23 protein-coding genes (1 of these 23 running past the window's edge) are annotated in these 21577 nt (G+C 67.8%); 12 read left to right on the top strand and 11 right to left on the bottom strand.

Going from position 1 to position 21577, the window contains the following annotated elements; translation table 11 throughout:
* Positions 1–1701, bottom strand: the 5' portion of a protein-coding gene (gene recQ / locus PXD02_RS01405; RefSeq protein WP_275105204.1) for a DNA helicase RecQ. It extends 330 nt beyond the left edge of the window; the window shows 1701 of its 2031 coding nt (coding positions 1–1701); the start codon lies at positions 1699–1701; the stop codon falls past the left edge of the window.
* Entirely contained in the window at positions 1701–1994 is a 294-nt protein-coding gene (locus PXD02_RS01400; RefSeq protein WP_275106336.1) for a YggT family protein, read from the bottom strand. Before PXD02_RS01400 ends, recQ begins: the two co-directional genes overlap by 1 nt.
* A gap of 134 nt (positions 1995–2128) precedes the next feature.
* Here PXD02_RS01400 and PXD02_RS01395 point away from each other — a divergent pair, with 134 nt between their 5' ends.
* The 6 genes from PXD02_RS01395 to PXD02_RS01370 all read left to right on the top strand — a co-directional run bounded on the left by PXD02_RS01395 (position 2129) and on the right by PXD02_RS01370 (position 7737).
* Positions 2129–2689, top strand: a complete 561-nt coding sequence (locus tag PXD02_RS01395; protein WP_275105203.1) for an acyl-CoA thioesterase — start codon at positions 2129–2131, stop codon at positions 2687–2689.
* Positions 2690–2733: 44 nt separating this feature from the next.
* Positions 2734–4104, top strand: coding sequence for an MFS transporter (locus tag PXD02_RS01390; RefSeq protein WP_275105202.1), 1371 nt, complete (start codon positions 2734–2736; stop codon positions 4102–4104).
* A complete protein-coding gene (gene mepA / locus PXD02_RS01385) occupies positions 4101–4964 on the top strand; it encodes a penicillin-insensitive murein endopeptidase (protein WP_275105201.1) in 864 nt (287 codons plus the stop codon). Before PXD02_RS01390 ends, mepA begins: the two co-directional genes overlap by 4 nt.
* On the top strand, positions 4937–5830 hold the full coding sequence (locus PXD02_RS01380; protein WP_275105200.1) for an esterase-like activity of phytase family protein: 894 nt from the start codon (positions 4937–4939) through the stop codon (positions 5828–5830). Before mepA ends, PXD02_RS01380 begins: the two co-directional genes overlap by 28 nt.
* Before the next feature lie 90 nt (positions 5831–5920).
* On the top strand, positions 5921–6523 hold the full coding sequence (locus PXD02_RS01375; RefSeq protein ID WP_275105199.1) for a queuosine precursor transporter: 603 nt from the start codon (positions 5921–5923) through the stop codon (positions 6521–6523).
* 311 nt (positions 6524–6834) lie between these two features.
* On the top strand, positions 6835–7737 hold the full coding sequence (locus PXD02_RS01370; RefSeq protein WP_275105198.1) for a DMT family transporter: 903 nt from the start codon (positions 6835–6837) through the stop codon (positions 7735–7737).
* Positions 7738–7740: 3 nt separating this feature from the next.
* On the opposite strand, the gene PXD02_RS01365 is transcribed toward PXD02_RS01370, so the two are convergent.
* The gene (locus tag PXD02_RS01365) at positions 7741–8919 is read right to left on the bottom strand and encodes an acetyl-CoA C-acyltransferase family protein (protein ID WP_275105197.1); all 1179 of its coding nucleotides are present in this window, start codon (positions 8917–8919) and stop codon (positions 7741–7743) included.
* Between the two features lie 122 nt (positions 8920–9041).
* On the opposite strand from PXD02_RS01365, the gene PXD02_RS01360 reads away from it, so the two are divergent.
* From PXD02_RS01360 to PXD02_RS01345, 4 genes are all read left to right on the top strand, one after another.
* Positions 9042–9401, top strand: a complete 360-nt coding sequence (locus tag PXD02_RS01360) for a winged helix-turn-helix domain-containing protein (RefSeq protein ID WP_275105196.1) — start codon at positions 9042–9044, stop codon at positions 9399–9401.
* On the top strand, positions 9398–10873 hold the full coding sequence (glpK, locus tag PXD02_RS01355) for a glycerol kinase GlpK (protein WP_275105195.1): 1476 nt from the start codon (positions 9398–9400) through the stop codon (positions 10871–10873). Before PXD02_RS01360 ends, glpK begins: the two co-directional genes overlap by 4 nt.
* A gap of 70 nt (positions 10874–10943) precedes the next feature.
* A complete protein-coding gene (locus PXD02_RS01350; protein WP_275105194.1) occupies positions 10944–11525 on the top strand; it encodes a transglycosylase SLT domain-containing protein in 582 nt (193 codons plus the stop codon).
* A 57-nt stretch (positions 11526–11582) separates the two neighbouring features.
* Complete coding sequence (locus PXD02_RS01345) at positions 11583–11993, top strand: PaaI family thioesterase (RefSeq protein WP_275105193.1); 411 nt, start codon at positions 11583–11585, stop codon at positions 11991–11993.
* 6 nt (positions 11994–11999) lie between these two features.
* Here the strand turns inward: PXD02_RS01345 and PXD02_RS01340 are convergent, their stop codons facing one another.
* The 6 genes from PXD02_RS01340 to PXD02_RS01315 form a co-directional block, all read right to left on the bottom strand.
* Positions 12000–12218 (bottom strand): hypothetical protein, encoded by a 219-nt coding sequence (locus PXD02_RS01340; RefSeq protein ID WP_275105192.1) that lies wholly within the window; start codon positions 12216–12218, stop codon positions 12000–12002.
* 70 nt (positions 12219–12288) lie between these two features.
* A complete protein-coding gene (locus tag PXD02_RS01335) occupies positions 12289–13509 on the bottom strand; it encodes a BaiN/RdsA family NAD(P)/FAD-dependent oxidoreductase (RefSeq protein WP_275105191.1) in 1221 nt (406 codons plus the stop codon).
* Positions 13506–14534, bottom strand: a complete 1029-nt coding sequence (gene holA, locus PXD02_RS01330; protein WP_275105190.1) for a DNA polymerase III subunit delta — start codon at positions 14532–14534, stop codon at positions 13506–13508. Before holA ends, PXD02_RS01335 begins: the two co-directional genes overlap by 4 nt.
* Positions 14535–14541: 7 nt before the next feature.
* Positions 14542–15024 (bottom strand): LPS assembly lipoprotein LptE, encoded by a 483-nt coding sequence (gene lptE, locus PXD02_RS01325; protein WP_275105189.1) that lies wholly within the window; start codon positions 15022–15024, stop codon positions 14542–14544.
* Complete coding sequence (leuS, locus tag PXD02_RS01320) at positions 15011–17548, bottom strand: leucine--tRNA ligase (protein WP_275105188.1); 2538 nt, start codon at positions 17546–17548, stop codon at positions 15011–15013. Before leuS ends, lptE begins: the two co-directional genes overlap by 14 nt.
* An 88-nt stretch (positions 17549–17636) precedes the next feature.
* Entirely contained in the window at positions 17637–18107 is a 471-nt protein-coding gene (locus tag PXD02_RS01315) for a DUF3576 domain-containing protein (protein WP_275105187.1), read from the bottom strand.
* Between the two features lie 256 nt (positions 18108–18363).
* Between PXD02_RS01315 and PXD02_RS01310 the strand changes: the two genes are divergently transcribed.
* Both PXD02_RS01310 and PXD02_RS01305 read left to right on the top strand, forming a co-directional pair.
* Complete coding sequence (locus PXD02_RS01310; RefSeq protein WP_275106335.1) at positions 18364–19335, top strand: porin; 972 nt, start codon at positions 18364–18366, stop codon at positions 19333–19335.
* Positions 19336–19405: 70 nt separating this feature from the next.
* A complete protein-coding gene (locus PXD02_RS01305; RefSeq protein WP_275105186.1) occupies positions 19406–20059 on the top strand; it encodes a YggS family pyridoxal phosphate-dependent enzyme in 654 nt (217 codons plus the stop codon).
* Between the two features lie 74 nt (positions 20060–20133).
* On the opposite strand, the gene PXD02_RS01300 is transcribed toward PXD02_RS01305, so the two are convergent.
* Both PXD02_RS01300 and PXD02_RS01295 read right to left on the bottom strand, forming a co-directional pair.
* The gene (locus tag PXD02_RS01300; RefSeq protein ID WP_275105185.1) at positions 20134–21150 is read right to left on the bottom strand and encodes a tyrosine-type recombinase/integrase; all 1017 of its coding nucleotides are present in this window, start codon (positions 21148–21150) and stop codon (positions 20134–20136) included.
* 199 nt (positions 21151–21349) lie between these two features.
* Positions 21350–21574, bottom strand: coding sequence for a hypothetical protein (locus PXD02_RS01295; protein WP_275105184.1), 225 nt, complete (start codon positions 21572–21574; stop codon positions 21350–21352).
* Between the last annotated feature and the right edge of the window lie 3 nt (positions 21575–21577).

The following is a 21577-nucleotide window of genomic DNA, read 5'->3' as shown; positions in this document are numbered from 1 at the left end:
GGCCATCTGGTCCAGCGTCTGCGGGCGCGTCGTCGCCATCTCGATCAGGGTGCGGTCGGGGAAGATGACATAGGCGGGGACGCGCGCGGCCTCGGCCAGGGCGCGGCGCTTGGCCTTCAACGCGGAGAGCAGCGGCTCGTCCTCCTCGCTGACCTGGGTGCGCAGGACGGTGGCGGGCCTGGGCGCGGTGGTGTCCTGGCGCAGGGTCACGCTTTCCTCGCCGCGCAGGACGGGATGGGCGGCCTCGGTCAGGTGCAGGGCGCCGTGGCGTTCGGGATCGGGACGACAGAGGTCGCGGCCCATCATCTGGCGGAAGATCGCCTGCCATTGCGCGCGGTTGTGTTCGCGCCCCACGCCGAATGTCGGCAGCTTGTCGTGGCCGCGTTCGCGGACCTTTTCCGTGGCATTGCCGGTGAGGATGTCGATCAGGTGGGTCGCGCCGAACCATTCGCCGGTCCGCACCATCGCCGACAATGCCTTGCGCACCGCCTGGGTGGCATCGAACAGCTTGGGCGGGGCGGCGCAGAGGTCGCAATTGCCGCAGTCCTGCGCCAGATCCTCGCCGAAATAGGCCAGCAGCTTGCGCCGTCGGCAGCCGGTCGCCTCGGCCAGGCCCAGAAGCGCGTTCAGCCGGGCGTGGTCGGCGGCCTTGCGCGCCGGATCGGCCAGTCCCTCGTCGATCTGAGTGCGGCGCAGGCGGATGTCGTCGGGACCATAGAGCGTCAGCGTATCGGCCGGATCGCCGTCGCGGCCCGCGCGGCCGATTTCCTGGTAATAGCCCTCGATCGACTTGGGCAGGTCGGCGTGCAGCACCCAGCGGATATCGGGCTTGTCGATGCCCATGCCGAAGGCGATGGTGGCCACCACGATCAGCCCGTCCTCGCGCTGGAACCGCGCCTCGACCTGCCGCCGCGTCTCGGCCTCAAGCCCGGCGTGATAGGCGACGGCGGCATGGCCGGCCTCGGTCAGCGCCTGGGCCAGCGTCTCGGTCCGCGCGCGGCTGGCGCAATAAACGATGCCCGACTGGCCGCGACGGGCGGCGACAAAGGCCATCACCTGCTTGCGCGGGCTGTCCTTGGGCTGGAAGGCCAACCGCAGGTTCGGGCGGTCGAAGCCGCGCAGGAACGTCACCGGCGCGCGCCCGTCGAACAGGCGCGTGACGATCTCGGCCCGCGTCTCGACATCCGCCGTCGCGGTGAAGGCCGCCAGCGGCACGTCCAGCGACCGCTTCAGATCGCCGATGCGCAGGTAATCGGGGCGGAAATCATGGCCCCACTGGCTGACGCAATGCGCCTCGTCCACCGCGATCGCCGTCACGCCCGCGCCGCGCAGCAGGTTCAGCGTCCCGCCCGAGGCCAGCCGTTCCGGCGCCATATACAGCAGCTTCAACTCGCCCCGCGACAGGGCCTGGAACACGGCGTCGGTTTCCTCGTCCGTGTTGCCGCTGGTCAGCGCCCCCGCCGCCACACCCGCCTCGCGCAGCGCCCGCACCTGGTCGCGCATCAGGGCGATCAGCGGGGAAATCACCACCGTCACCCCGTCGCGCATCAGCGCGGGCAACTGGAAGCACAGCGACTTGCCGCCGCCGGTGGGCATGATCGCCAGCACGTCGCGGCCCGCCGCCACGGCCTCGACGATCTCGCCCTGGCCGGGGCGGAAGCCGTCGAACCCCCAGACCTGCCGCAGAAGATCCGTGGGCATCACATCCCGTAGAAGAAGCCCGCATTATTGGCGAGCGCGCGTTGCAGGATGATGATGGCGATGAAAACGACCAGTGGCGCCAGATCCAGCCCGCCGGTATTGGGCAGCATGTTGCGGATCGGGCGATACAGCGGCTCCAGCAGCCGGTTCAGCCCCTCCCAGATCTGCGCGATCAGGGGCTGGCGCAGGTTCAGAACCTGGAAATTGATCAGCCAGGACATGATGATGTGGACGATCATCACGAACCACACTACTTGCAGGATCAGTTGCAAGGCCTCGTAAAGCGTTCCCATCATGCCCCCGGTTTGAAATCGCGCCTTGTATGCCCCAGCGGCGGCGGCTTCCGCAAGCAAGTTGCCGCCGCGTTCCGGTTGACGATTGCGTGGGACGCGTCCACGCCCGAAAGCGCCCCGCCGAAGGATGTCCGATGTATCCCTTGCTCCGCTTCGCGAAAGAGATAGTCAAGTTCCGCAACGCCCCGCGCCTGGGCGTGACCGACGTTCATGTCTCGACCCATCTCTGCTGGCCCTGGGATCTGGATCCCTGGATCGAGCTGAACAACGGCCGCACCCTGACGCTCTATGATCTGGGCCGCATCCCGATGGCGCAGCGCAGCGGGCTGATCCCGATCCTGCGCGGTCGGAAATGGGGCATCACCGTGGCGGGCAGTTCGGTCCGCTATCGCCGCCGCATCCGCGCCTTCGACCGCTTCACGATGTTTTCGCGCGTGGCGGGCTGGGACCACCGCTTCATCTATATGGACCAGTCGATGTGGAAGGGGCCCGAGTGCTGCAACCAGGTGCTGATCCGCTCGGCCGTCACCTCGGCCAGGGGCATCGTCCCCCCGTCCGAGGTCATGGCGGCGCTTGGCGCATCGCCCGACAGCCCGCCCCTGCCCGGCTGGATCGCCGCCTGGGCCGAGGCCGACGCGCTGCGCCCCTGGCCGCCCGAGATCCCGCCTGACGCAAAAGCGCACTTGCCAGCCTGACGGCGCTTGGGCCTTATGACGCCCGAACGGCGCGAGAGGGGCGGATGGACCGCAAACGGATCTGGGGCTGGTGGTTCTTCGACTGGGCCAGCCAGCCTTTTCATACGCTTCTGCTGACCTTCGTCTTCTCGGTCTATTTCGCCGAGGTGGCGCAGCGCCATTTCCTGCAAGTCAGCGGCGACCTGCGGCTGGCGGGCGCGCAGGCGCAGGCGCTGTGGGGCTATGGCCTGTCGGTGACGGGCATCGTCATCGCCCTCTGCGCGCCGATCCTGGGGGCCATCGCCGACACCTCCGGGCGGCGGATGCCCTGGATCTGGTTCTTCTCGGTCCTCTATGTCGCGGGGTCGGCGGGGCTGTGGGGGCTGATGCCGCAGCAACCCGCCCTGGTGCAGGCGGTGGTGCTGTTCGGCATCGGCCTGATCGGGGTCGAATTCGCCACCATCTTCACCAACGCCCTGCTGCCCGGCCTTGCCCCGCGGGACGAGATCGGGCGCCTGTCCGGGTCGGGCTATGCCTTCGGCTATCTGGGGGGCGTGGTGTCGCTGGCGGTGATGCTGGCGCTGTTCCAGGAAACGCCCTCGGGCAAGACGCTGATCGGCATCGACCCGCTGTTCGGCCTGGACCCGGCGGCGCGGGAAGGCACGCGCTTCGTCGGTCCCTTCGTGGCGATCTGGTATATCGTCTTCATGATCCCCTTCTTCCTGTGGGTGCGCGAGCCGCGCGGCCCACGCCAGCCCATCCGCATCGGCGCCGCGATGCGCGAGCTGTGGGCGCTGATCCGCAGCCTGCGCCACCGCCACAGCCTCGCGGCCTGGCTGGTGTCGTCGATGCTGTCGCGCGACGCGCTGAACGCGCTCTATGGATTCGGCGGCGTCTATGCCGGGACGGTGCTGGGCTGGCCGGTGTTCCTGGCGGGCGTCTTCGGGGTGGTCAGCGCGATTTCGGCCGCCATCGTCAGTTGGGCAGGCGGGCGCGCCGACCGGGCCTGGGGGCCGAAGCCCGTCATCATCGCCACCACGCTGATCCTGACCGGCGTCTGCCTGGTGGTGGTCGGCATGGACCGGCAGACGCTGTTCGGCATGGCGGTGCCGTCGAATCCGGTCTTCGGGCGGTTCTATGTCCCGGATCTGGTGTTCTTCGCCTGCGGCGCGCTGATCGGCGGGGCGGGCGGCGCGTTGCAGGCCGCCAGCCGCACCCTGATGGTCCGCCACACGACCGAGGCCCGCGCGACCGAGGGTTTCGGCCTTTACGCCCTGTCCGGCAAGGCCACCGCCTTCCTGGCGCCGCTGGCGATCGCGGTCGTCACCGATGCCACCGGCAACCAGCGGATCGGCATATCCCCGCTGATCCTGCTGTTCATCGTCTCGCTGGTTCTGCTAGTCTGGGTCAAACCCGAGGGAGAGGTCGAGCAGTGATCCGCAAGTTCCTGACCGCCGCCGCCATCGTGGCGGGCCTTGTCATGCCCGCATCCGCCGACCCGCTGGCCAAGGATGTCTTCGGCGGCTTCCGCACCGCCGCGCCGGGCCCTGCCGTGTCCATCGGCTTTTATTCCAGGGGCTGCGGACAAGGCTTCGTGCAACTGCCCGAAACCGGGCCAAGCTGGCAGGCGATGCGCCTGTCGCGCAACCGCAACTGGGGCCATCCCGAACTGGTCAGCTTCCTGATCGGCCTGTCGCAGGCCGCGCAGCAGGCAGGCTGGCGCGGCCTTTACATCGGCGACATGAGCCAGCCGCGCGGCGGGCCGATGACCTCGGGGCATGCCAGCCACCAGATCGGGCTGGACGCCGATATCTGGATGCTGCCGCCGTCCTCGCTGAACCTGTCGCCGCAGCAGCGCGAGAACATCTCGTCGCAGTCGATCGCCGACCGGCGCGGGATCGGGCTGACGACTGTCTGGAACGGCGGGCACATGGCGATCCTGCGCGCCGCCGCCCGCGATCCGCGCGTCGAACGGATCCTGGTCGATCCGGTGGCCAAGGTCGCCATGTGCCAGGCCGAACGCGGCGACCGCAGCTGGCTGCGCAAGATCCGGCCGATCGACGCCCACAACTATCACTTCCACGTCCGGCTGGCCTGTCCGCGCGGCTCGATCTGCGACCGCCAGCCCGCCCCGCCGCCGGGCGACGGCTGCGCCGAGGCCGCCGAGTGGATCCGGAACCGGATCGACCCCAGCCGGGTCGATCCGACGCCGCCCGATCCCGATTACCGCCACCCCCGGACCTTCCGGCTCAGCGAACTGCCCAGGGAATGCCGCTCTGTCGCCGGCGCGCCCTAGGCGCTGTTGCAGCCCTGTTCCTGATCGCGGCCGGCGCCCCTGCGCCGGCCGCGTCGCTGGACTATGTCGGCACCTTCGTCTGGCGCGACGATAACGACAGCTTCGGCGGCTTTTCGGGGATCGAGATCAGCCCGGACGGCACCGCCTTCCACGCCCTGACCGACCGGGCGCATCTGTACTGGGGCAGCATCGACCGCGATTCGCAGGGCCTGATCCGGGCCATGAACATCGCCGGGCGCGTGCATCTGAAGGACAGCAAGGGCGTCCCCCTGCCCCCCGGCTATACCGGCGACAGCGAAGGGCTGGCCATTGGCGAGGACGACGCGATCTGGGTCAGCTTCGAGGGCCTGGACCGCGTGGCCCGCTATGACCACCCCGACGCGCGGGCCACCGCCTTCGACCCGCCGCCCAAGGGGCCGGGGATGCGGAACAATTCCGGGCTGGAGGCGCTGGCGATCCGGGACGGCATCATCCATGCCGTGCCCGAACGGTCGGGGGCCGAGAGCCGGCCCTTCCCGATCCTGACCTTCCGCGACGGCGCCTGGCGCCAGGCCGGGGAAATCCGCCGCGATCCCCGCTGGCTAGCGGTCGGCGCCGATTTCGGCCCGGACGGCTGGTTCTATCTGCTGGAGCGCGATTTCCAGGGCATCCTGGGCTTCGCCTCGCGCGTGCGCCGGATGCAACTGACGGACGACGGCCCCGTGAACGAGGAAATCCTGCTGACCACCCGCCCGCTGCAATACGACAATCTGGAGGGGCTGGCGGTCTGGCATGACGGCCAGGGGATCCGCCTGACGATGATTTCCGACGACAACTTCCTGTTCGTGCAGCGCACCGAACTGGTCGAATACCGGCTGCGCGATTGACAATCCGCCGACGCCGCGCTTAAGGCCGCGCTGTCCCGCATCCTGCGGGGCCGAGTTGTTCCGCGACCTTGTAAAACGGAAAAAAGATCAATGACCCGCTATCTGCCCGGCATCCTTGCCATGGCCATCATCGTCGTGGCCTCGAACATCCTTGTGCAATTCACGGTGGGCCTGTGGCTGACCTGGGGGGCCTTCACCTATCCCTTCGCCTTCCTCGTGACCGAGGTGATGAACCGCGTCTATGGCCCCGCCGCCGCCCGTCGCGTGGTGCTGGCGGGCTTCGTCGTGGGCGTCGCCTGTTCGGTGGTCGCGGCGGGACTGGACAAGACCACGCTGCGAATCGCCGCCGGGTCGGGCATGGCCTTCCTGGTCGCGCAACTGGTCGACATCGTCGTCTTCAACGTCCTGCGCAACCGCCGCTGGTGGGTGGCGCCGCTGATGTCGTCGTCGGTCGGCTCGGTGCTGGACACGGCGATCTTCTTTGCCGTGGCCTTCAGCGCCGCCCTGCCCCACGACGCCAATACCGGCTGGGCGAACGAGGGGGTTCCGCTGCTTGGCCAAGGCCCGGTCACGGCGCTGTGGGTTTCGCTCGCAACTGCCGACTGGATGGTCAAGATGAGTCTGGCGATACTGGCCCTTGTGCCTTTCCGGCTGATCGTGCGCAATTTGTTGCGAGCCGAGCGCATAATCTGATTGACAGAACCCCGATCTGTGGCACCCTTCCCCTTGCAACGGCAACACATTGAAAGGAGGTGGTCCAGTGTCGAGAGTGATATTGGAGAGAGGTGTCGGAACAGTCAGGGGGGCCGTGGCCTGAGGGCAGCCCCAAGGGTCGTAAACCCTGGTTGGGACCGGATGCTTTTCCATCCCTAACCGGACCATCTCCGTGGATCTCGCGGGCCGCCCTCAGCCAGGGCGGCCCGTTCCTTTTGCCCCTGCGCCTTGCCTTGGCCGCCCGGATGGGGGACGAGCTTGGTCCGTTCCCATCGCAGCAAAGTCCGGTCATGTCCCACCAATCCGCCCGCCATGGTCCCGCCTTCAACCTGCGGGGCGCCGCCTTCATGGTGCTGGCGATGGCGGGCTTCGCGGTCGAGGATTCGCTGCTGAAGATCGCCGCCGCCAGCCTGCCGCCCGGTCAGGTGCTGATCACCTTCGGGATCCTCGGCACCGCGGCCTTCGCCCTGCTGTCCGTCCTGGCCGGCGAGCCGCCGCTGATCCGCGCCATGCGGGGCCGCCCGATGATCCTGCGCTCCCTGTCCGAGGTGACGGGCCGGCTGTTCTATATGCTGGCCATCGCGCTGACGCCGCTTTCGACCGCCTCGGCCATCCTTCAGGCGACGCCTCTGGTGGTGATGGTGGGCGCCGCGCTGCTGTTCGGGGAACGGATCGGGCCGCGCCGCTGGCTGGCGGTCGCCTTCGGTTTCCTGGGGGTGCTGCTGATCCTGCGGCCGGGAACCGAGGGGTTCGGGCCGCTGTCCCTGCTGGCGGTGGCCGCCATGCTGGGTTTCGCGGGCCGCGATCTGGCGACCCGCGCCGCGCCCGTGTCGATGTCGTTCCGGCAACTGGGCGTCCTGGGCTTTTCGATGCTGATCGTCGCGGGCCTGATCGCCCTGCCCTTCGGCGGTCCCCTGGCCGCGCCCGACGCCGCCACCTGGGCGGGCCTGCTGGCGGCATCGGCGGCGGGGGTCTGCGCCTATACCTTCCTGACGGTGGCGATGCGCACGGGCCAGATCGGCGCCGTCACCCCGTTCCGCTATACGCGCCTGGTCTTTGCGATGGTGGCGGGCGCGGCGGTGTTTTCCGAAACCCCCGACGCCCTGACCATCCTGGGCGGCGCGGTGATCATCCTGGCCGGGATCGCGGCGCTGCGCCTGTCGCGCCAGCCCGCGCGGCCCCGGCCTGCCTAGGCGTCAGACCCGCTCGATCGCCAGCGCGATCCCCTGCCCGCCGCCGATGCACATGGTGATCAGCCCGCGCCGGCCGCCGATACGCTCCAGTTCGTACAGCGTCTTGACGGTGAGGATCGCGCCCGTCGCGCCGACCGGATGGCCGAGCGCGATGGCGCCGCCGTTCGGGTTGACCTTGGCGGGATCCAGTCCCAGCCCCTTGTTCACCGCCAGGGCCTGCGCGGCGAAGGCCTCGTTCGATTCGATCACGTCGAAATCGCCGACCGACAGCCCGGTCTTTTCCAGCAACCGCTCCACCGCCGGGATCGGGCCGATGCCCATCACCTCGGGGCGCACCCCGGCCACCGCATAGCCGAGGATCCGTGCCCGCGGCGTCAGCCCCGCCGCCTGCGCCGCATCCGCTCGCGCCAGCACAAGCGCCGCCGCCCCGTCGTTGATGCCGCTGGCATTGCCCGCCGTGACGCTGCCGTCCTTGCGGAACACCGCCGTCAGCGCGCCCAGCTTTTCAAGGCTGGTTTCCTTGGGATGCTCGTCCGTGTCGAAGGCCACCACCCCCTTGCGGGTCTTGATCTCGATCGGCACGATCTGGTCGCGGAAATGCCCCGCCGCGATGGCCGCCGCCGCCCGGCGCTGCGATTCCAGGGCGAATTCGTCCTGCGCCTGACGGCTGACATCATGTTCCGCCGCGACGTTTTCCGCCGTCACGCCCATATGCCCGGTGCCCATCGGGCAGGTCAGCGCGCCGGTCATCATGTCCAGCATCGTCTGGTCGCCCATCTTCGCGCCGAATCGCGCCGACGGCACGGCATAGGGCGCCCGGCTCATGCTTTCCGCACCGCCCGCGACCGCGAAGTCGGCGTCCCCCAGCATCAGCGCCTGCGCGGCCGAGACGATGGCCTGCGCGCCCGACCCGCACAGCCGGTTCACGTTCATCGCGGGCGTGGTGTCGGGGATGCCGGCGTTCAGCATCGCCACGCGCGACAGATACATGTCGCGGGGCTCGGTGTTGATGACATGGCCGAAGACCACCTGCCCGATGCGGTCGGGGGCGATGCCCGCCCGCTCCATCGCGGCGCGGGTCACGGTCGCGGCCAGGTCGATGGGCGGAACGGCGGCCAGGCTGCCGCCGAAGGTGCCGATGGCGGTGCGCGCCCCGGACAGGATGACGATTTCGGTGGACATGACGAACCCCTTCCCTTGGTTGCGCGGCCAACATAGGCCGGGCGCGTCCCGCAGGCCAAGCGCGTCGTGGCGTCGCACGGGGTCCAGGGCTAACCTGCCGCAAAGACAGGAACCGAATCGCGATGACCGACCCCACCCCCCGGATCAAGCTGCGCCTGGAATACGACACGCCGCTGGTGCTGGGTCCGGGCAAGGCGCAACTGCTGCGGCTGATCGACCAGCACGGATCCATCTCGGCCGCCGGGCGCCGGATGGGGATGAGCTACAAGCGCGCCTGGTCCCTGGTCGAGGAAATGAACGCGGCCTTCGCCAGCCCGCTGGTGGACAGCAGCCGGGGCGGCGCGGGCGGCGGCGGGGCCAGGGTCACGGCGACCGGCCAGGCGGTGCTGCGGCATTACGAGGCGCTGGAACGGCTTCTGGCGGACAAGGGGGCGGCCGACCTGGCCGCCATCGGGGGATTGATGAAGGGGCGGGACAGATGACGATTCTGGCGATGGATCAGGGGACCACCTCGTCCCGCGCGCTGGTGTTCAGCGACGACCTGGGGGTGCAGGCCACCGCGCAGCACGAGTTTCCCCAGCATTTCCCCCGCTCGGGCTGGGTGGAACACGACCCGAACGACATCTGGACCAGCAGCGCCGGAACCGCCCGCGCCGCCATCGAAAAGGCGGGCGCCCCGCGCATCGACGCCATCGGTATCACCAATCAGCGGGAAACCGTGGTGATCTGGGACCGCAGGACCGGCCAGCCGATCCACCGCGCCATCGTCTGGCAGGACCGCCGCACCGCCGAGATCTGCGACCGGCTGCGCGACGACGGGGCCGAGGATCAGGTGACCGACACCACCGGCCTGCTGCTGGACCCCTATTTCAGCGCCACCAAGATCGCCTGGCTGCTGGATCATGTCGAAGGCGCCCGCGACCGCGCCCGCGCCGGGGAACTGGCCTTCGGCACCGTGGACAGCTTCCTGATCTGGAAGCTGACCGGCGGCCGGTCGCATGTCACCGACGCGACCAATGCCAGCCGGACCCTGCTCTATGACATCCGCAAGGGCTGCTGGTCGGGCGACATGTGCCGCCTGTTCGGCATCCCCCCCGAACTGCTGCCCGAGGTGCGCGACAGCGCCGACGATTTCGGCACCACCCGCCCCGACCTGTTCGGCCGCGAAATCCCCATCACCGGGGTTGCGGGCGACCAGCAGGCGGCCACCGTGGGGCAGGCCTGTTTCCGGCCGGGGATGATGAAATCGACCTATGGAACCGGCTGTTTCGCGCTGCTGAACACCGGCGACCAGGCGGTTCGGTCGCAGAACCGGCTGCTGACGACCATCGCCTACAGGTTGGACGGGAAGACCACCTATGCGCTGGAAGGCTCGATCTTCATCGCGGGCGCGGTGGTGCAATGGCTGCGCGACGGGCTGAAGCTGATCCGCGAGGCAGGCGAGACACAGGCCCTGTCCGCCAGGGCCGACGACAGCCAGCAGGTGATCATGGTCCCGGCCTTCACCGGCCTTGGCGCGCCGCATTGGGCGCCGAATGCGCGCGGCGCGGTGTTCGGCCTGACGCGCAACACCGGACCCGCCGAATTCGCCCGCGCCGCCCTGGAAAGCGTCGGCTTCCAGACCCGCGACCTGCTGCAAGCGATGCACGCCGACTGGCCTCAGGCGGACGAGGCGGTGCTGCGCGTCGATGGCGGCATGACCGCCAGCGAACCGGCGATGCAATTCCTGGCCGACATCCTGGGCGCCCCGGTGGACCGGCCGAAGAACACCGAAACCACCGCCCAGGGCGCGGCTTGGCTGGCGGGATACCGCGCGGGGCTGTGCCCGCCGCCCGACGAATACGCGACGGCCTGGCGGCTTGACCGCCGCTTCGAACCGCAGATTGCCGCCGAGGACCGCGACCGGCGTTATTCCGCTTGGCAACGGGCGGTTCAGGCGGTGCTGTCGGTCTGATCTTCCGGCTTTGTGATTTCATCCGCCCGTCGTTTTCCGTAATATTCCCGGAAAACGACAAGAGGGCAGGATGAGCAGGCTTCTGAAACTCGCGATCGTCGGGCTGGTCGCGTCATGCGGCGGCGGCAACTATTCGGCGCCCCGGCAGCTGGACAACGCTTGCGCCATCGTGGCGGAACGGCCCGCCTATTACCGGGCGATGAAGGCCACGGAACGCAGATGGGGCGTGCCGATCCATGTGCAGATGGCCGCGATCCACCAGGAATCGAAATTCATCGGCGACGCGCGGACGCCGCATCAATACGCGCTTGGGGTGATTCCCATCGGCCGCCAGTCCAGCGCCTTCGGCTATTCCCAAGCCCTGGACGGCACGTGGGAGGAATACCAGAAGGAAACCGGCAACCGCCGGGCCAAGCGCGACAACATCCGCCACGCGACGGATTTCATGGGCTGGTACATGCACAATTCCGCACGCAAGCTGGGCATCTCGAAATGGGACGCGACGGGGCAGTATCTGGCCTATCACGAAGGCCGGTCGGGCTTTGCGCGGCAATCCTATCTGTCGAAGCCCTGGCTGGTGCGGGTGGCGAACCAGGTCGGCCAGCGCGCGCAGATGTATCGGGCGCAGCTGGTGGCCTGCCGCAAATCGTGACGCTTGCCCTTGGCGCCCTGCCCGGTTGATATGGCCGGGCAGCGGAAGGGAAACTTCATGGACGATCACACCAGACGCGATGCCGACGACCAGCCCGAATTCGCCGTCCATATCGGCGCGCGGCTGGTCTCGGCCACGCCCGAGCGCGTCGAATTCGAGATGCCGGTGACGCAGGCCCTGGCCAACCGCAACGGCGTGCTGCACGGCGGCGCGATCATGGGGCTTGCCGACAATGCCGGGGGCACCGGCACCTTCCTGAACCTGCCCCAGGACAAGACCACCACCACGCTGGAAAGCAAGACCAACTTCCTGCGCCCGATCCGCCTGGGCGACATGGCCCGCGCCGTCAGCCTGCCGCTGCATATCGGCCGCACGACGCAGATCTGGCAGACCACCATCACGCGCGGCGACGGCAAGGTCGCGGCCATCGTCACGCAGACCCAGATGGTGATCGACTGGAAAGGCTGATTCCGGTCAGATCCAGAAGACGTCGCGGAACACATGGGCGACGATCCCGTCGCGGGTCAGGCCCATGCGCGCCAGTTCGGCGTCGGATTTCGCCTCCAGCGCCTCGATCTGCGCGGACCGCGCCCGCGATTCCAGATAGGCGTTCATGCCTTGGCCGAAGCGGTTGAAGAAGGCGTCGATGCGGCTGCGCGTCTCGGGCGAGAAATGGGTGATCGTGTAGGCCATCGGAAAACCCTTTGCCTGGCAGAAGTGGTTTCCTCCCTTGACCGCAGCATAGGTCATGATCGCTGCCCTATCAAGCGCGCAGGGCTCGATCGGCCCTCTGGGCGGCAAGCCGCCGCGCGGCTGCCCGTCCGGCGTGCAGCCCGCTGCCCAAGCAGGCGGTCAGAAGATAGCCGCCGGTCGGCGCCTCCCAGTCCAGCATCTCTCCGGCGGCAAAGACATCGGGCAGCGCGCGCAGTTCCTGGTCCGGGCCCAGCGAATCCCAGGTCACGCCCCCGGCACTGGAAATCGCCGTCTCGATCCCCATCGCCCCCGCGTGGCGCAGCGGCAGGGCCTTGGCCAGGGCCGCCCAGGCCGCGGCATCGGCGGGCAAGGGCCTGCCCCATTCCAGCAGCAGCGCGACCTTGACCGGATCGTCCAGCACCCGGCGCAGCCAGTTGCCCAGCGACAGCTTGCCCCTGGGCCGCGCGAATCGCGCCGCCAGCGTCGGATGGTCCAGATCCGGCGCCAGATCGACATGCCCCGCCGCCCCCTCCCGCATCGCGGCCGAGATCCCATAGATCCCGCCCCCCTCGATCCGCTGTCGGCCGATGATCCATTCGCCCCGGCTGACCAGATCCCCCGCGCGCAGCGCGGTCCCCTTCACCGCCACCCCGAAATGCCGCGCCATCTGCGGCGACCAGGCGACGCGGAACCCCATATTCGCGGGCCGGAACGACGCGACGCCGACCCCCGCCGCCCGCAACCACGGCACCCAGGCCGCATCCGATCCCAGCCGGGGCCAGCTTGCCCCGCCCAACGCCAGCACCGTCACGCGCGGCGCGATCTCTGCCACACCATCGGGCGTCTGGAACCGGAAGCCGCCCCCGATCCAGCGCCAGCGGGTCCGCAGCTCCACCCCCGCCGCGCCCAACCGTCCCAGCCAGGCCCGCAGCAGGGGCGAGGCCTTCATTCCCACCGGAAACACCCGCCCCGTCGATCCGGTGAACAGCTCGATCCCAAGGCCCCGCGCCCAGGCCATGACGTCGGCAGGTCCGAACCTTTCTTCTTCACCCCAATATCCTGGGGTCCGGGGCAAAGCCCCGGTTCCGACAGCGAACCTGCGCGCGAACGCCTCGAACGGCTCGTCCCTGGTCAGGTTCAGCCCCGACTTCCCCGCCATCAGGAATTTCCGCGCGGGCGTCGGCATCGCCTCGGCCACCACCACGCGGCGGCCCGGCGCGGCCAGGGCCTCGGCCGCCATCAGCCCCGCCGGTCCCGCGCCGATCACCAGCGCGTCGACCGCCTCCGTCACCGGCGCCCCCGAGGGGTCATCGCCAGCCGGATCAGCGCGCGTTCGATCAGCGCCATCTGCGGCGCGCGGCTCGAACTGCGCAACGTCAGGTCGCAATCCAGCAGCGACCGCATCGCCTCTTCCAGGGGCGCCATGCCCCAGCCCTGGGCCTGCCGCTCCATCCGGTCGCGGCGCGGGCCAAAGACCGGCGGGCGCATCCGCGACAGCGCCACCCCCGGCCCGGCGGGATCGGCGGCGGCGGCGTGCAGGGCGCGGAAGTGGCGCAGCGCGGCGATGCACAGCGTGACGGGGTTCACCCCCTGCCCCTCGATCCGGCGCATCATCGGGCCGAATTCCGCCTCGCGCCGTTCGGCGACGATATGGATCAGCTCGTCCAGGTCGGCCTCGATGGTGGCGGGGGCCATCAGGGCGATCTCCTGGGACGTCAGGGGCGTGTCGTCGCCATGCTTGTAAAGCCCGATCTTCTCGATCGTCTGGCGCAGATCGCCCGGATCCAGGGCGCGGGCCAGCGCCATCATGTCCTTCATCGCCGGCGGCGGCACCTGGCGCAGACCGGCCTCGGCCAGCCAGCGCAAGACCTCCTCCTCGCCCGGCGGATCGTCATAGATCGGCGCCGTCACGGCGGCGGGATGCGGCTCGAACAGCTTGCGCAGGGCCGAGGATTTGCCCAGGCCCCCCGCCGTCACCACGATCACCGCATCGCCCGCGCGCCAGTCCGACAGCGCCGCGCGAATCGCGTCAGCGGCGGTGTCGGGCGTATCCTCGACCAGCACGACGCGGGGGCCGGGAAAGAAGCCGACCTCCTTGACCGCATCCAGCAGTTGCGCGGAATCCTTGCGCAGGCCGCTGCCGGGCAGGCGGGTCAGGCGCATCTCCTCGTCGGCCTTCTCGCCGACCAGCGCCTTGACCGCCTCGGCCCGCTTCATGGCGACGCGCATCGCGTCCTGCCCATGGATCAGCAACGCCGGGCGCGAGGGATCGGGCCGCGCCAGATAGCGCGCGATTTCCGCCCCCCTGAGGATCATGCGCCGGTCATTCGGGCAGTTGCGCCGATGCCGCCAGCAGCCGCGTGACGACCTGATCGGCCAGCATCTCGGCCAGCCGCGACCGCGCGTCGCCTTCGGCCGACAGCGTGGCGATGGTCGTGCCGGTGGTGGAATAGGACGAGAAGTTGCTGACCCGGCCCTGCGTCAGCACCCGACCCGCGCGATCTTTCAGCACGAAATCGGCGGTGCCGTTCAGCGAATAGCGATTCGTCACCTCGTCGGGGGTGATCGCCTGCGCCACCACACCGACATTCAGCCGGTAATCCAGGTCATAATCCGACCCCTCGCCGCCCAGCCGTTCGCCCAGGCGGCGGTTGAAGGCGAAATCCTGATAGGTCTGCGGATCGCGCGGCCGGACCTTGCCGAACAGCCGCCGGCCCGCCCCGTTCGGGCCATAGACCGGCGTCAGCCCGCAGGCGGACAGGGCCAGCAACCCCAGCAGGGCGGTCCGGCGGTCAGGCGACCACATTGACGATCCGCCCCGGCACGACGATCAGCTTCTTGGGCGCCGCGCCTTCCAGAAATTTCAGCACGGTTTCGTCGGCCAGCACCATCGCCTCGATCTGGTCCTTGGGCATGTCCTTGGCGACCGAGATCTCGGCCCGGCGCTTGCCGTTGATCTGGATCGGCAGGGTGACGGTGTCATCCTCCAGCATCGCCGGATCGGGTCTGGGCCAGGGCGCATCGACCAGCAGGCCCTGCCCGCCCGCCATGGCCCAGACATCCTCGGCCAGATGCGGGACCATCGGCCCCATCAACTGCGCCAGAATCCGCAGCGCGGCCTTGCGCGACTCGCCGCCTGCCCTGGACTTGCCCACGGCATTGGCCAGTTCATAGATCTTGGCGACCGCCTTGTTGAAGGCGAATCCCTCGATGGCCTTGGTCACATCGGCGATGGCGCGATGCGCGGCGCGGGTCAGGTCGGGATCGTCACCCCCCTCGCCGGCCTCGTCGGCCAGACGCCAGACGCGGGCCAGGAACTTGTTGGCGGCCTCGGCCCCGGCGGCGGTCCATTCCACGTCGCGTTCGGGCGGGCTGTCCGACAGCATGAACCAGCGCGCGGTGTCGGCGCCGAAATTGGCGACGATATTGACCGGATCGACCACGTTCTTCTTCGACTTCGACATCTTGGCCGAGGGGATGATCTCGACCGCCGTGCCGTCCGCCAGCCTGCCCTCGGTCACATCCTCGGGCAGGTGATAGACCGGGCGGCCCCGGTCGTCGGTGGTCCTGTAGATCTCGTGCGTGACCATGCCTTGCGTGAACAGCGCGTCGAACGGTTCCTTCGCGCTTTCCGGCAGATGGCCGGTCTTGACCATCGCGCGGGCGAAAAAGCGGGAATAGAGCAGGTGCAGGATCGCGTGTTCGATCCCGCCGATATACTGGTCCACGTTCATCCAGTAATCGGCATCCGCCCGGTCGGTCGGCGTCGGCGCATGGGGGCTGGTGAAGCGCGCGTAATACCAGGACGAATCGACGAAGGTATCCATCGTATCCGTCTCGCGCCGGGCGGCATTGCCGCAGACCGGGCAAGGCACCTGCCGCCACGAGGGATGCCGGTCCAGCGGATTGCCCGGCTGATCGAAACTGACATCCTGCGGCAGCAGAACAGGCAGGTTCTCTTTCTTCTCGGGCACGGTGCCGCAGGTGTCACAATGCACGACCGGGATCGGACAGCCCCAATAGCGCTGCCGCGAGATGCCCCAGTCGCGCAGGCGGAACTTGGTCACGCCCTCGCCATAGCCATGGGCCTCGGCATGGGCGATGGCGGCGTCCACGGCGGCCTCTCCGGTCTGGTCGGCCTCGCCCGCGAAGCCGCGCACATAGGTGACGGTCTCGGATTTCAGCGGCACGAAGGGGGCCTTGGCGACCAGCGCATCGGCCTGATCCTGCGTCATGCCGCGTTCGCCGAAGGTCGCGCGGATCGGCAGCCCGTATTTCGTGGCGAATTCGTGGTCGCGTTCGTCATGCGCCGGGCTGCCGAAGATCGCGCCGGTGCCGTAATCCATCAGCACGAAATTCGCGATCCAGATCGGCAATTGCCAATCGGGATCCAGCGGATGGCGCACCGTCAGCCCGGTATCGAAGCCCAGCTTGGGCGCCGTCTCGATGGCCTCCTCGGTCGTGCCGATCTTGCGGCACTCCTCGACGAAAGCGGCAACGCGCGGATCGGCGGCGGCCAGATCGCGCACCAGCGGGTGATCCGGCGACAGCGCGACGAAGCTTGCCCCCATCAGCGTGTCGGGGCGGGTGGTATAGACCTCGATCTGCGCGAAGTCCTCGGGCGCATCGACGGTCTGGAACCGGAATTGCAGCCCGCGCGACTTGCCGATCCAGTTCGACTGCATCAGCCGCACCTTCTCGGGCCAGCCGGTTAGCCCGTCCAGCGCCGACAGCAATTCGTCCGAATAATCCGAGATGCGGAAGAACCATTGCGTCAGCTCGCGCCGCTCGACCGTCGCCCCGGATCGCCAGCCCTTGCCGTCGATCACCTGCTCGTTGGCCAGCACCGTCATGTCCACCGGATCCCAGTTCACCTGCGCGGACTTGCGGGTGATAAGGCCCGCGTCCAGCATGTCCAGGAACAGCGCCTGCTGCTGGGCCACATAATCGTCGTCGCAGGTGGCGAATTCGCGCGACCAGTCGATCGACAGGCCCAGCGGCTTCAACTGCGTCTTCATCGTGGCGATATTGGCATAGGTCCAGTCGCGCGGATGGCCGCCCTGCTCCATCGCGGCATTCTCGGCCGGCATCCCGAAGGCGTCCCAGCCCATCGGGTGCAGCACGGAATACCCCTGCGCGCGCTTGAAGCGGGCCACCACGTCGCCCATCGTGTAGTTGCGCACATGGCCCATATGGATCCGCCCCGAGGGATAGGGGAACATCTCCAGCACATAGTATTTCGGCCGCGCGTCGCGGGTGGCGGTGAAGCTGCCGGCCTGGGACCAGGCCTGCTGCCACCGGGATTCGCTGCTGGAGGGATCATAGGGCATGGTGCAGACCTTTGGCGTCATTCGTCGCGGCCGGGTTTATACGGCACGACGGGACGGGTCCAGTGGGCGGGGCGGGGGTGCCGCGCGCCTACAGCCGCCCATCCTGGATCCGCAGCTGCCGGGCGCGGGTCAGGATCGCGTCCTCGACCGCGCGGACAGTGCCGGGTTCGACCGCCGCGCCGCCCGGACCTTGCAGCGACAGCTTCAGGCTGCGCGCGTCCAGGGCCGGATCGGCGATCTTGATCGTCGCGCGATAGGACCGTCCGCCGCCGGGGGGCGTGCCATAGCCGGTCTGGATGACGCCGGTAAAGGGATCGACCGACTGCACCGGCAGGAAGTTCAGCACCTCAAGGCTGGCATTCCACAGGTACTTGTTCACGCCGACGGTGTTGTTGGGGTTTTCGGAATTGCGGAACGCGTCCCAGATCGTCGTGCGGCGCACTTCGGGGCGCATGTCGGGGCTGTTGTCCGGCCCGGCATTCGGCCCGCCGCCGCAGGCAGCCAGCCCGGCGCAAAGCGTCGCTGCGATGATCAGACGCGCGGCGTGTGCGGTTTTCATGCGGTCCCCCGTTTTTCGCGTTGGCGCAGCTTTAGCGCGGATCGCCCCCGCCCCACAAGCGCCTTGGGCCGCAAGCCGGGAAGGGCCGGTTCCGGGGATCACGCAAAGGTGTGGCCCTTGTGCATCACAGAATCCGCCGTAGCCGGGGCAGCGGCGCGATTCCGTTGCATCGCGGGTGCGGACGGGGGAAACAAGCTGCATACCCAAGGCGGTAATGCCGGTTTGGGCATCAGAGAGACAAGAGGGAAACTTGACCATGAAAAAGGCTCTTATCGCCTCCACCGCGCTGGTCCTGACCGCTGGCGTCGCCGCCGCCGACGTGACCATTTCGGGCTACGGCCGCACCGGCGTGATCTATTACGAAAACGATACCCCGGATCTGAACGAGACCCAGATCATCTCGCGCCTGCGGATGAACATCGACGCCTCGACCTCGACCGACCAGGGCGTCGACTTCGGTGCCCGGTTCCGCCTGCAGTGGGACCAGAACCGTAACGACGACCGCGGTCAGCGCGGCGCGCTCAACGCCGGCAAGCTGTGGGTCACCGCCAGCGGCCTGACCGTCGAAGTGGGTAACGTCGATACCGCCTTCGACTCGACCGGCCTGCGTGGCGCGACCGAACTGGGCGCTTACGACCGCTCGGTGGGCTTCTCCGATCGCGCCAACACGTTCTTCGGCTATAAAACCGGCGAATACAGCCTTGACGAAACCAAGCGCGTCGGCGTCCGCGCGATCTACACGATCGCCGATGTCAAATTGCAGGCGTCGTATGTCGATCCTGACCAGACTGGCCTGAACGAAGATGGGGTCGGCCTGAAGGAAGAGCTGGGCTTCGCCGCCGACTACACCTGGAACGATCGGCTGGAACTGAGCGGCGCCTTCGTTCTGGACGGCAACGGCATCGAAGATAACGACATCTTCTTCCTGGGCGCTCGTTATGCGGTCATCGAAAACGCCCGCATCGGCCTGAACTACTCCAACGCCGACAATGACAGCGTCGTCGAGGATGGTCAGACCTTTGCTCTTTACGGCGACTACACCCTGGCCGATGGCCTGACCAACATCGAAGCCTATATCGCTCATAACGATGTCGACACCAACGAAACCGACAACGCGTTCGGTATCGGCGTGAACTACGACCTGGGCGGTGCCCGCCTGGGTGCGTCGCTGCAACGCGACTATGACGAGCTCGTGACCGCCGACTTTGGCGTGCGCTTCGACTTCTGATCCACAAGATCGGACGTCAAACTCAAGAGCGGGCCTTGCGCCCGCTCTTTTCTTTTTGTCTGGTCGCATCATGGGACTGGATGACATCAAGCGCCGCATCAGTGCGGCCGAGGAACGGGCCGGTCGCGCGCCCGGCAGCGTCACGCTGATCGCCGTCAGCAAGGTGCAGCCTGCGGACCGGGTGACGGCCGTGCTGGACGCGGGTCAGCGCGTCTTTGGCGAAAACTATGTGCAGGAGGCGCAGGGCAAGTGGCCCGGCTGGCGCGCCGCCTATCCCGGCGTCGAACTGCACATGATCGGCCCGCTGCAATCCAACAAGGCCAAGGCTGCGGTCGAGCTGTTCGACGCCATCCACACGCTGGACCGGATGACCCTGGCCCGCAAGCTGGCCCAGCAGATCGCAGGCGGGGGCCGCAGCCCGCAGCTGTTCATCCAGGTCAACACCGGGGACGAGCCGCAAAAGGCCGGGATCCTGGCCGACGAACTGCCGGTCTTCCTGTCCTCCTGCCGCGATCTGGGCCTGTCGCCCCAAGGGTTGATGTGCATCCCGCCCGAGGGCGCCGATCCCCTGCCCCATTTCCGCCTGCTGCGCCGCCTGGCCGCCGATCACGATCTGCCGAATCTCTCCATGGGGATGAGCGCGGATTTCGAGGCGGCGATCGCGGAGGGCGCCACCCATGTGCGCGTCGGTTCCGCCATCTTCGGCGCCCGCGACTACGGCTGATTTCCCGCTTGCGAAACGCGGCAGCCCCGCGTATGTCCGGCGGCGGGACACCCTTCCCCAACGAAGGGCCGCGTTCATCCTTTTTTTCTCCTTTTATTTCTAATATCTAGCACTTTTCCTGCGGCAGTTTGTGCAGAATTTGTGCGAAATACAGCATCGGTTACGGTGCGATCTTCGATGGCGTGGGCATAGGTCCGCAGCACCACCGAAGCGTCCTTCCATCCTCCCCGCGCTGCGACCGTCTTTACGTCGAAACCAGCGCGCAGCATCAGTGTGGCGAACCCGTGGCGGCAGCAATGAGGGCTTCGGTACGGCAGCTGCGCGCGCTTGATAGCGTTCTTCCACGGCTGGGTGACGCTATCCCGGCCAACATATCCGAAGACGTACTCGTCCGGGTGACGGCTGCTAGGGATGCTCTCTAGGGCATCGGTAACCTGCTGAGGCAGGTGGGCTACATGCTCCTCATGGTTCTTCCGGCTCATCGGAATACGCGCCTCGCGCTTCTCCAAGTCGATGTGTCGCCACTGGATAGCCAGCGCCTGGCTGATCCGTGCGCCTGTCCCAAGCATCAGAAAGCACAATGCACCCAGGTGAGGTGATGCATGGGTCGCGAAGGCTGCGGCCCATCCGGGCGTGACGATCTGCTTGACCTTCACCTCCACCGGGAAGCGCTTCACCTTCATTGGGCTGCACCAGTTCAGTCCAGCCGCGTGGTTGATGATGGCCTGTGTCGGCACGATCACCTGCCTGTTGCGGGTCGCGCCCTTGGCGTTGGGATATAGCTTGAATGCCGACTGACGGACGGCTTCGGCCGTAATATTGCGCAAGGCTGTATCCTTCCAATGCGCCGCGATCGGAGCAATGAAGCGATCAGACTTTTCAGCTTCCAGATAAGCCAACGCAGCCTGCGCAAAGGTTACATGGGCGTGCGGCCCGTCGAGGTGCCGCTTCCATTCAGCTGCTTCCGCTTCCGCCCGGATCCTTTCCGCGATTGTCTTGTCAGACGTGCCTGTAGATCGACGTAGCTCCCGCCCGGCGACGGTGCCGCTGATGTGCCAGTATCTGCCGCGCTTCTTGAGCCTGAGGGGCATGTCATCGCCTCCGTGAGCATTTCGACATGGTGCGGGAAAACCACCATACGGTTGCCAAGGGTGCCATAGGCCCCTAGCGTCCGCAGCTTGGCGCGGACTGTACGTTCCGGCACCCCGAAGTGCGCGGCGAGGTCGGCGGGCAAGACATAGGCCGGCAAGATGGAAGCGTTCTCCATAGGTGCTACCTAAGCCAGCGAGATCAGGTGAAGTGAAAAGGCAGCGGCAAAGTATTGCCGTTGACTCGATAGCGATAAAGGTCGCCGCGCTTGATGAGCCTCATACCGTTGGGCTGCGTTTCATCGGCGGCGTACAAGTCGCGGCGAAACACGCGCTCATCCTCCGACTGTAGGACCGTCTCGTCGAGCGTGAAGAACTCTACACGCCCAACATAATGTCCAAACTCAACCGCTTTAGTTCTGACCATAAC

This window comes from Paracoccus sp. S3-43 (genome assembly GCF_029027965.1).
In the GTDB taxonomy this organism is placed as follows: Bacteria; Pseudomonadota; Alphaproteobacteria; order Rhodobacterales; family Rhodobacteraceae; genus Paracoccus.
This window is presented reverse-complemented; position numbering and strand designations above follow the sequence as displayed.

Coding starts and splice junctions, on each gene's coding strand:
- holA (WP_275105190.1), bottom strand. CDS start 14,534: ATGATCCTCAGGGGGGCGGAAATCGCGCGCTATCTGGCGCGGCCCGAT.
- leuS (WP_275105188.1), bottom strand. CDS start 17,548: ATGCCCTATGATCCCTCCAGCAGCGAATCCCGGTGGCAGCAGGCCTGG.
- PXD02_RS01395 (WP_275105203.1), top strand. CDS start 2,129: ATGTATCCCTTGCTCCGCTTCGCGAAAGAGATAGTCAAGTTCCGCAAC.
- PXD02_RS01375 (WP_275105199.1), top strand. CDS start 5,921: ATGACCCGCTATCTGCCCGGCATCCTTGCCATGGCCATCATCGTCGTG.
- PXD02_RS01365 (WP_275105197.1), bottom strand. CDS start 8,919: ATGTCCACCGAAATCGTCATCCTGTCCGGGGCGCGCACCGCCATCGGC.
- PXD02_RS01345 (WP_275105193.1), top strand. CDS start 11,583: ATGGACGATCACACCAGACGCGATGCCGACGACCAGCCCGAATTCGCC.
- PXD02_RS01370 (WP_275105198.1), top strand. CDS start 6,835: ATGTCCCACCAATCCGCCCGCCATGGTCCCGCCTTCAACCTGCGGGGC.
- glpK (WP_275105195.1), top strand. CDS start 9,398: ATGACGATTCTGGCGATGGATCAGGGGACCACCTCGTCCCGCGCGCTG.
- PXD02_RS01380 (WP_275105200.1), top strand. CDS start 4,937: ATGCCGCTCTGTCGCCGGCGCGCCCTAGGCGCTGTTGCAGCCCTGTTC.
- PXD02_RS01340 (WP_275105192.1), bottom strand. CDS start 12,218: ATGGCCTACACGATCACCCATTTCTCGCCCGAGACGCGCAGCCGCATC.
- lptE (WP_275105189.1), bottom strand. CDS start 15,024: ATGTGGTCGCCTGACCGCCGGACCGCCCTGCTGGGGTTGCTGGCCCTG.
- PXD02_RS01400 (WP_275106336.1), bottom strand. CDS start 1,994: ATGGGAACGCTTTACGAGGCCTTGCAACTGATCCTGCAAGTAGTGTGG.
- PXD02_RS01350 (WP_275105194.1), top strand. CDS start 10,944: ATGAGCAGGCTTCTGAAACTCGCGATCGTCGGGCTGGTCGCGTCATGC.
- PXD02_RS01305 (WP_275105186.1), top strand. CDS start 19,406: ATGGGACTGGATGACATCAAGCGCCGCATCAGTGCGGCCGAGGAACGG.
- PXD02_RS01360 (WP_275105196.1), top strand. CDS start 9,042: ATGACCGACCCCACCCCCCGGATCAAGCTGCGCCTGGAATACGACACG.
- PXD02_RS01315 (WP_275105187.1), bottom strand. CDS start 18,107: ATGAAAACCGCACACGCCGCGCGTCTGATCATCGCAGCGACGCTTTGC.
- PXD02_RS01300 (WP_275105185.1), bottom strand. CDS start 21,150: ATGCCCCTCAGGCTCAAGAAGCGCGGCAGATACTGGCACATCAGCGGC.
- PXD02_RS01310 (WP_275106335.1), top strand. CDS start 18,364: ATGAAAAAGGCTCTTATCGCCTCCACCGCGCTGGTCCTGACCGCTGGC.
- PXD02_RS01295 (WP_275105184.1), bottom strand. CDS start 21,574: ATGGTCAGAACTAAAGCGGTTGAGTTTGGACATTATGTTGGGCGTGTA.
- PXD02_RS01390 (WP_275105202.1), top strand. CDS start 2,734: ATGGACCGCAAACGGATCTGGGGCTGGTGGTTCTTCGACTGGGCCAGC.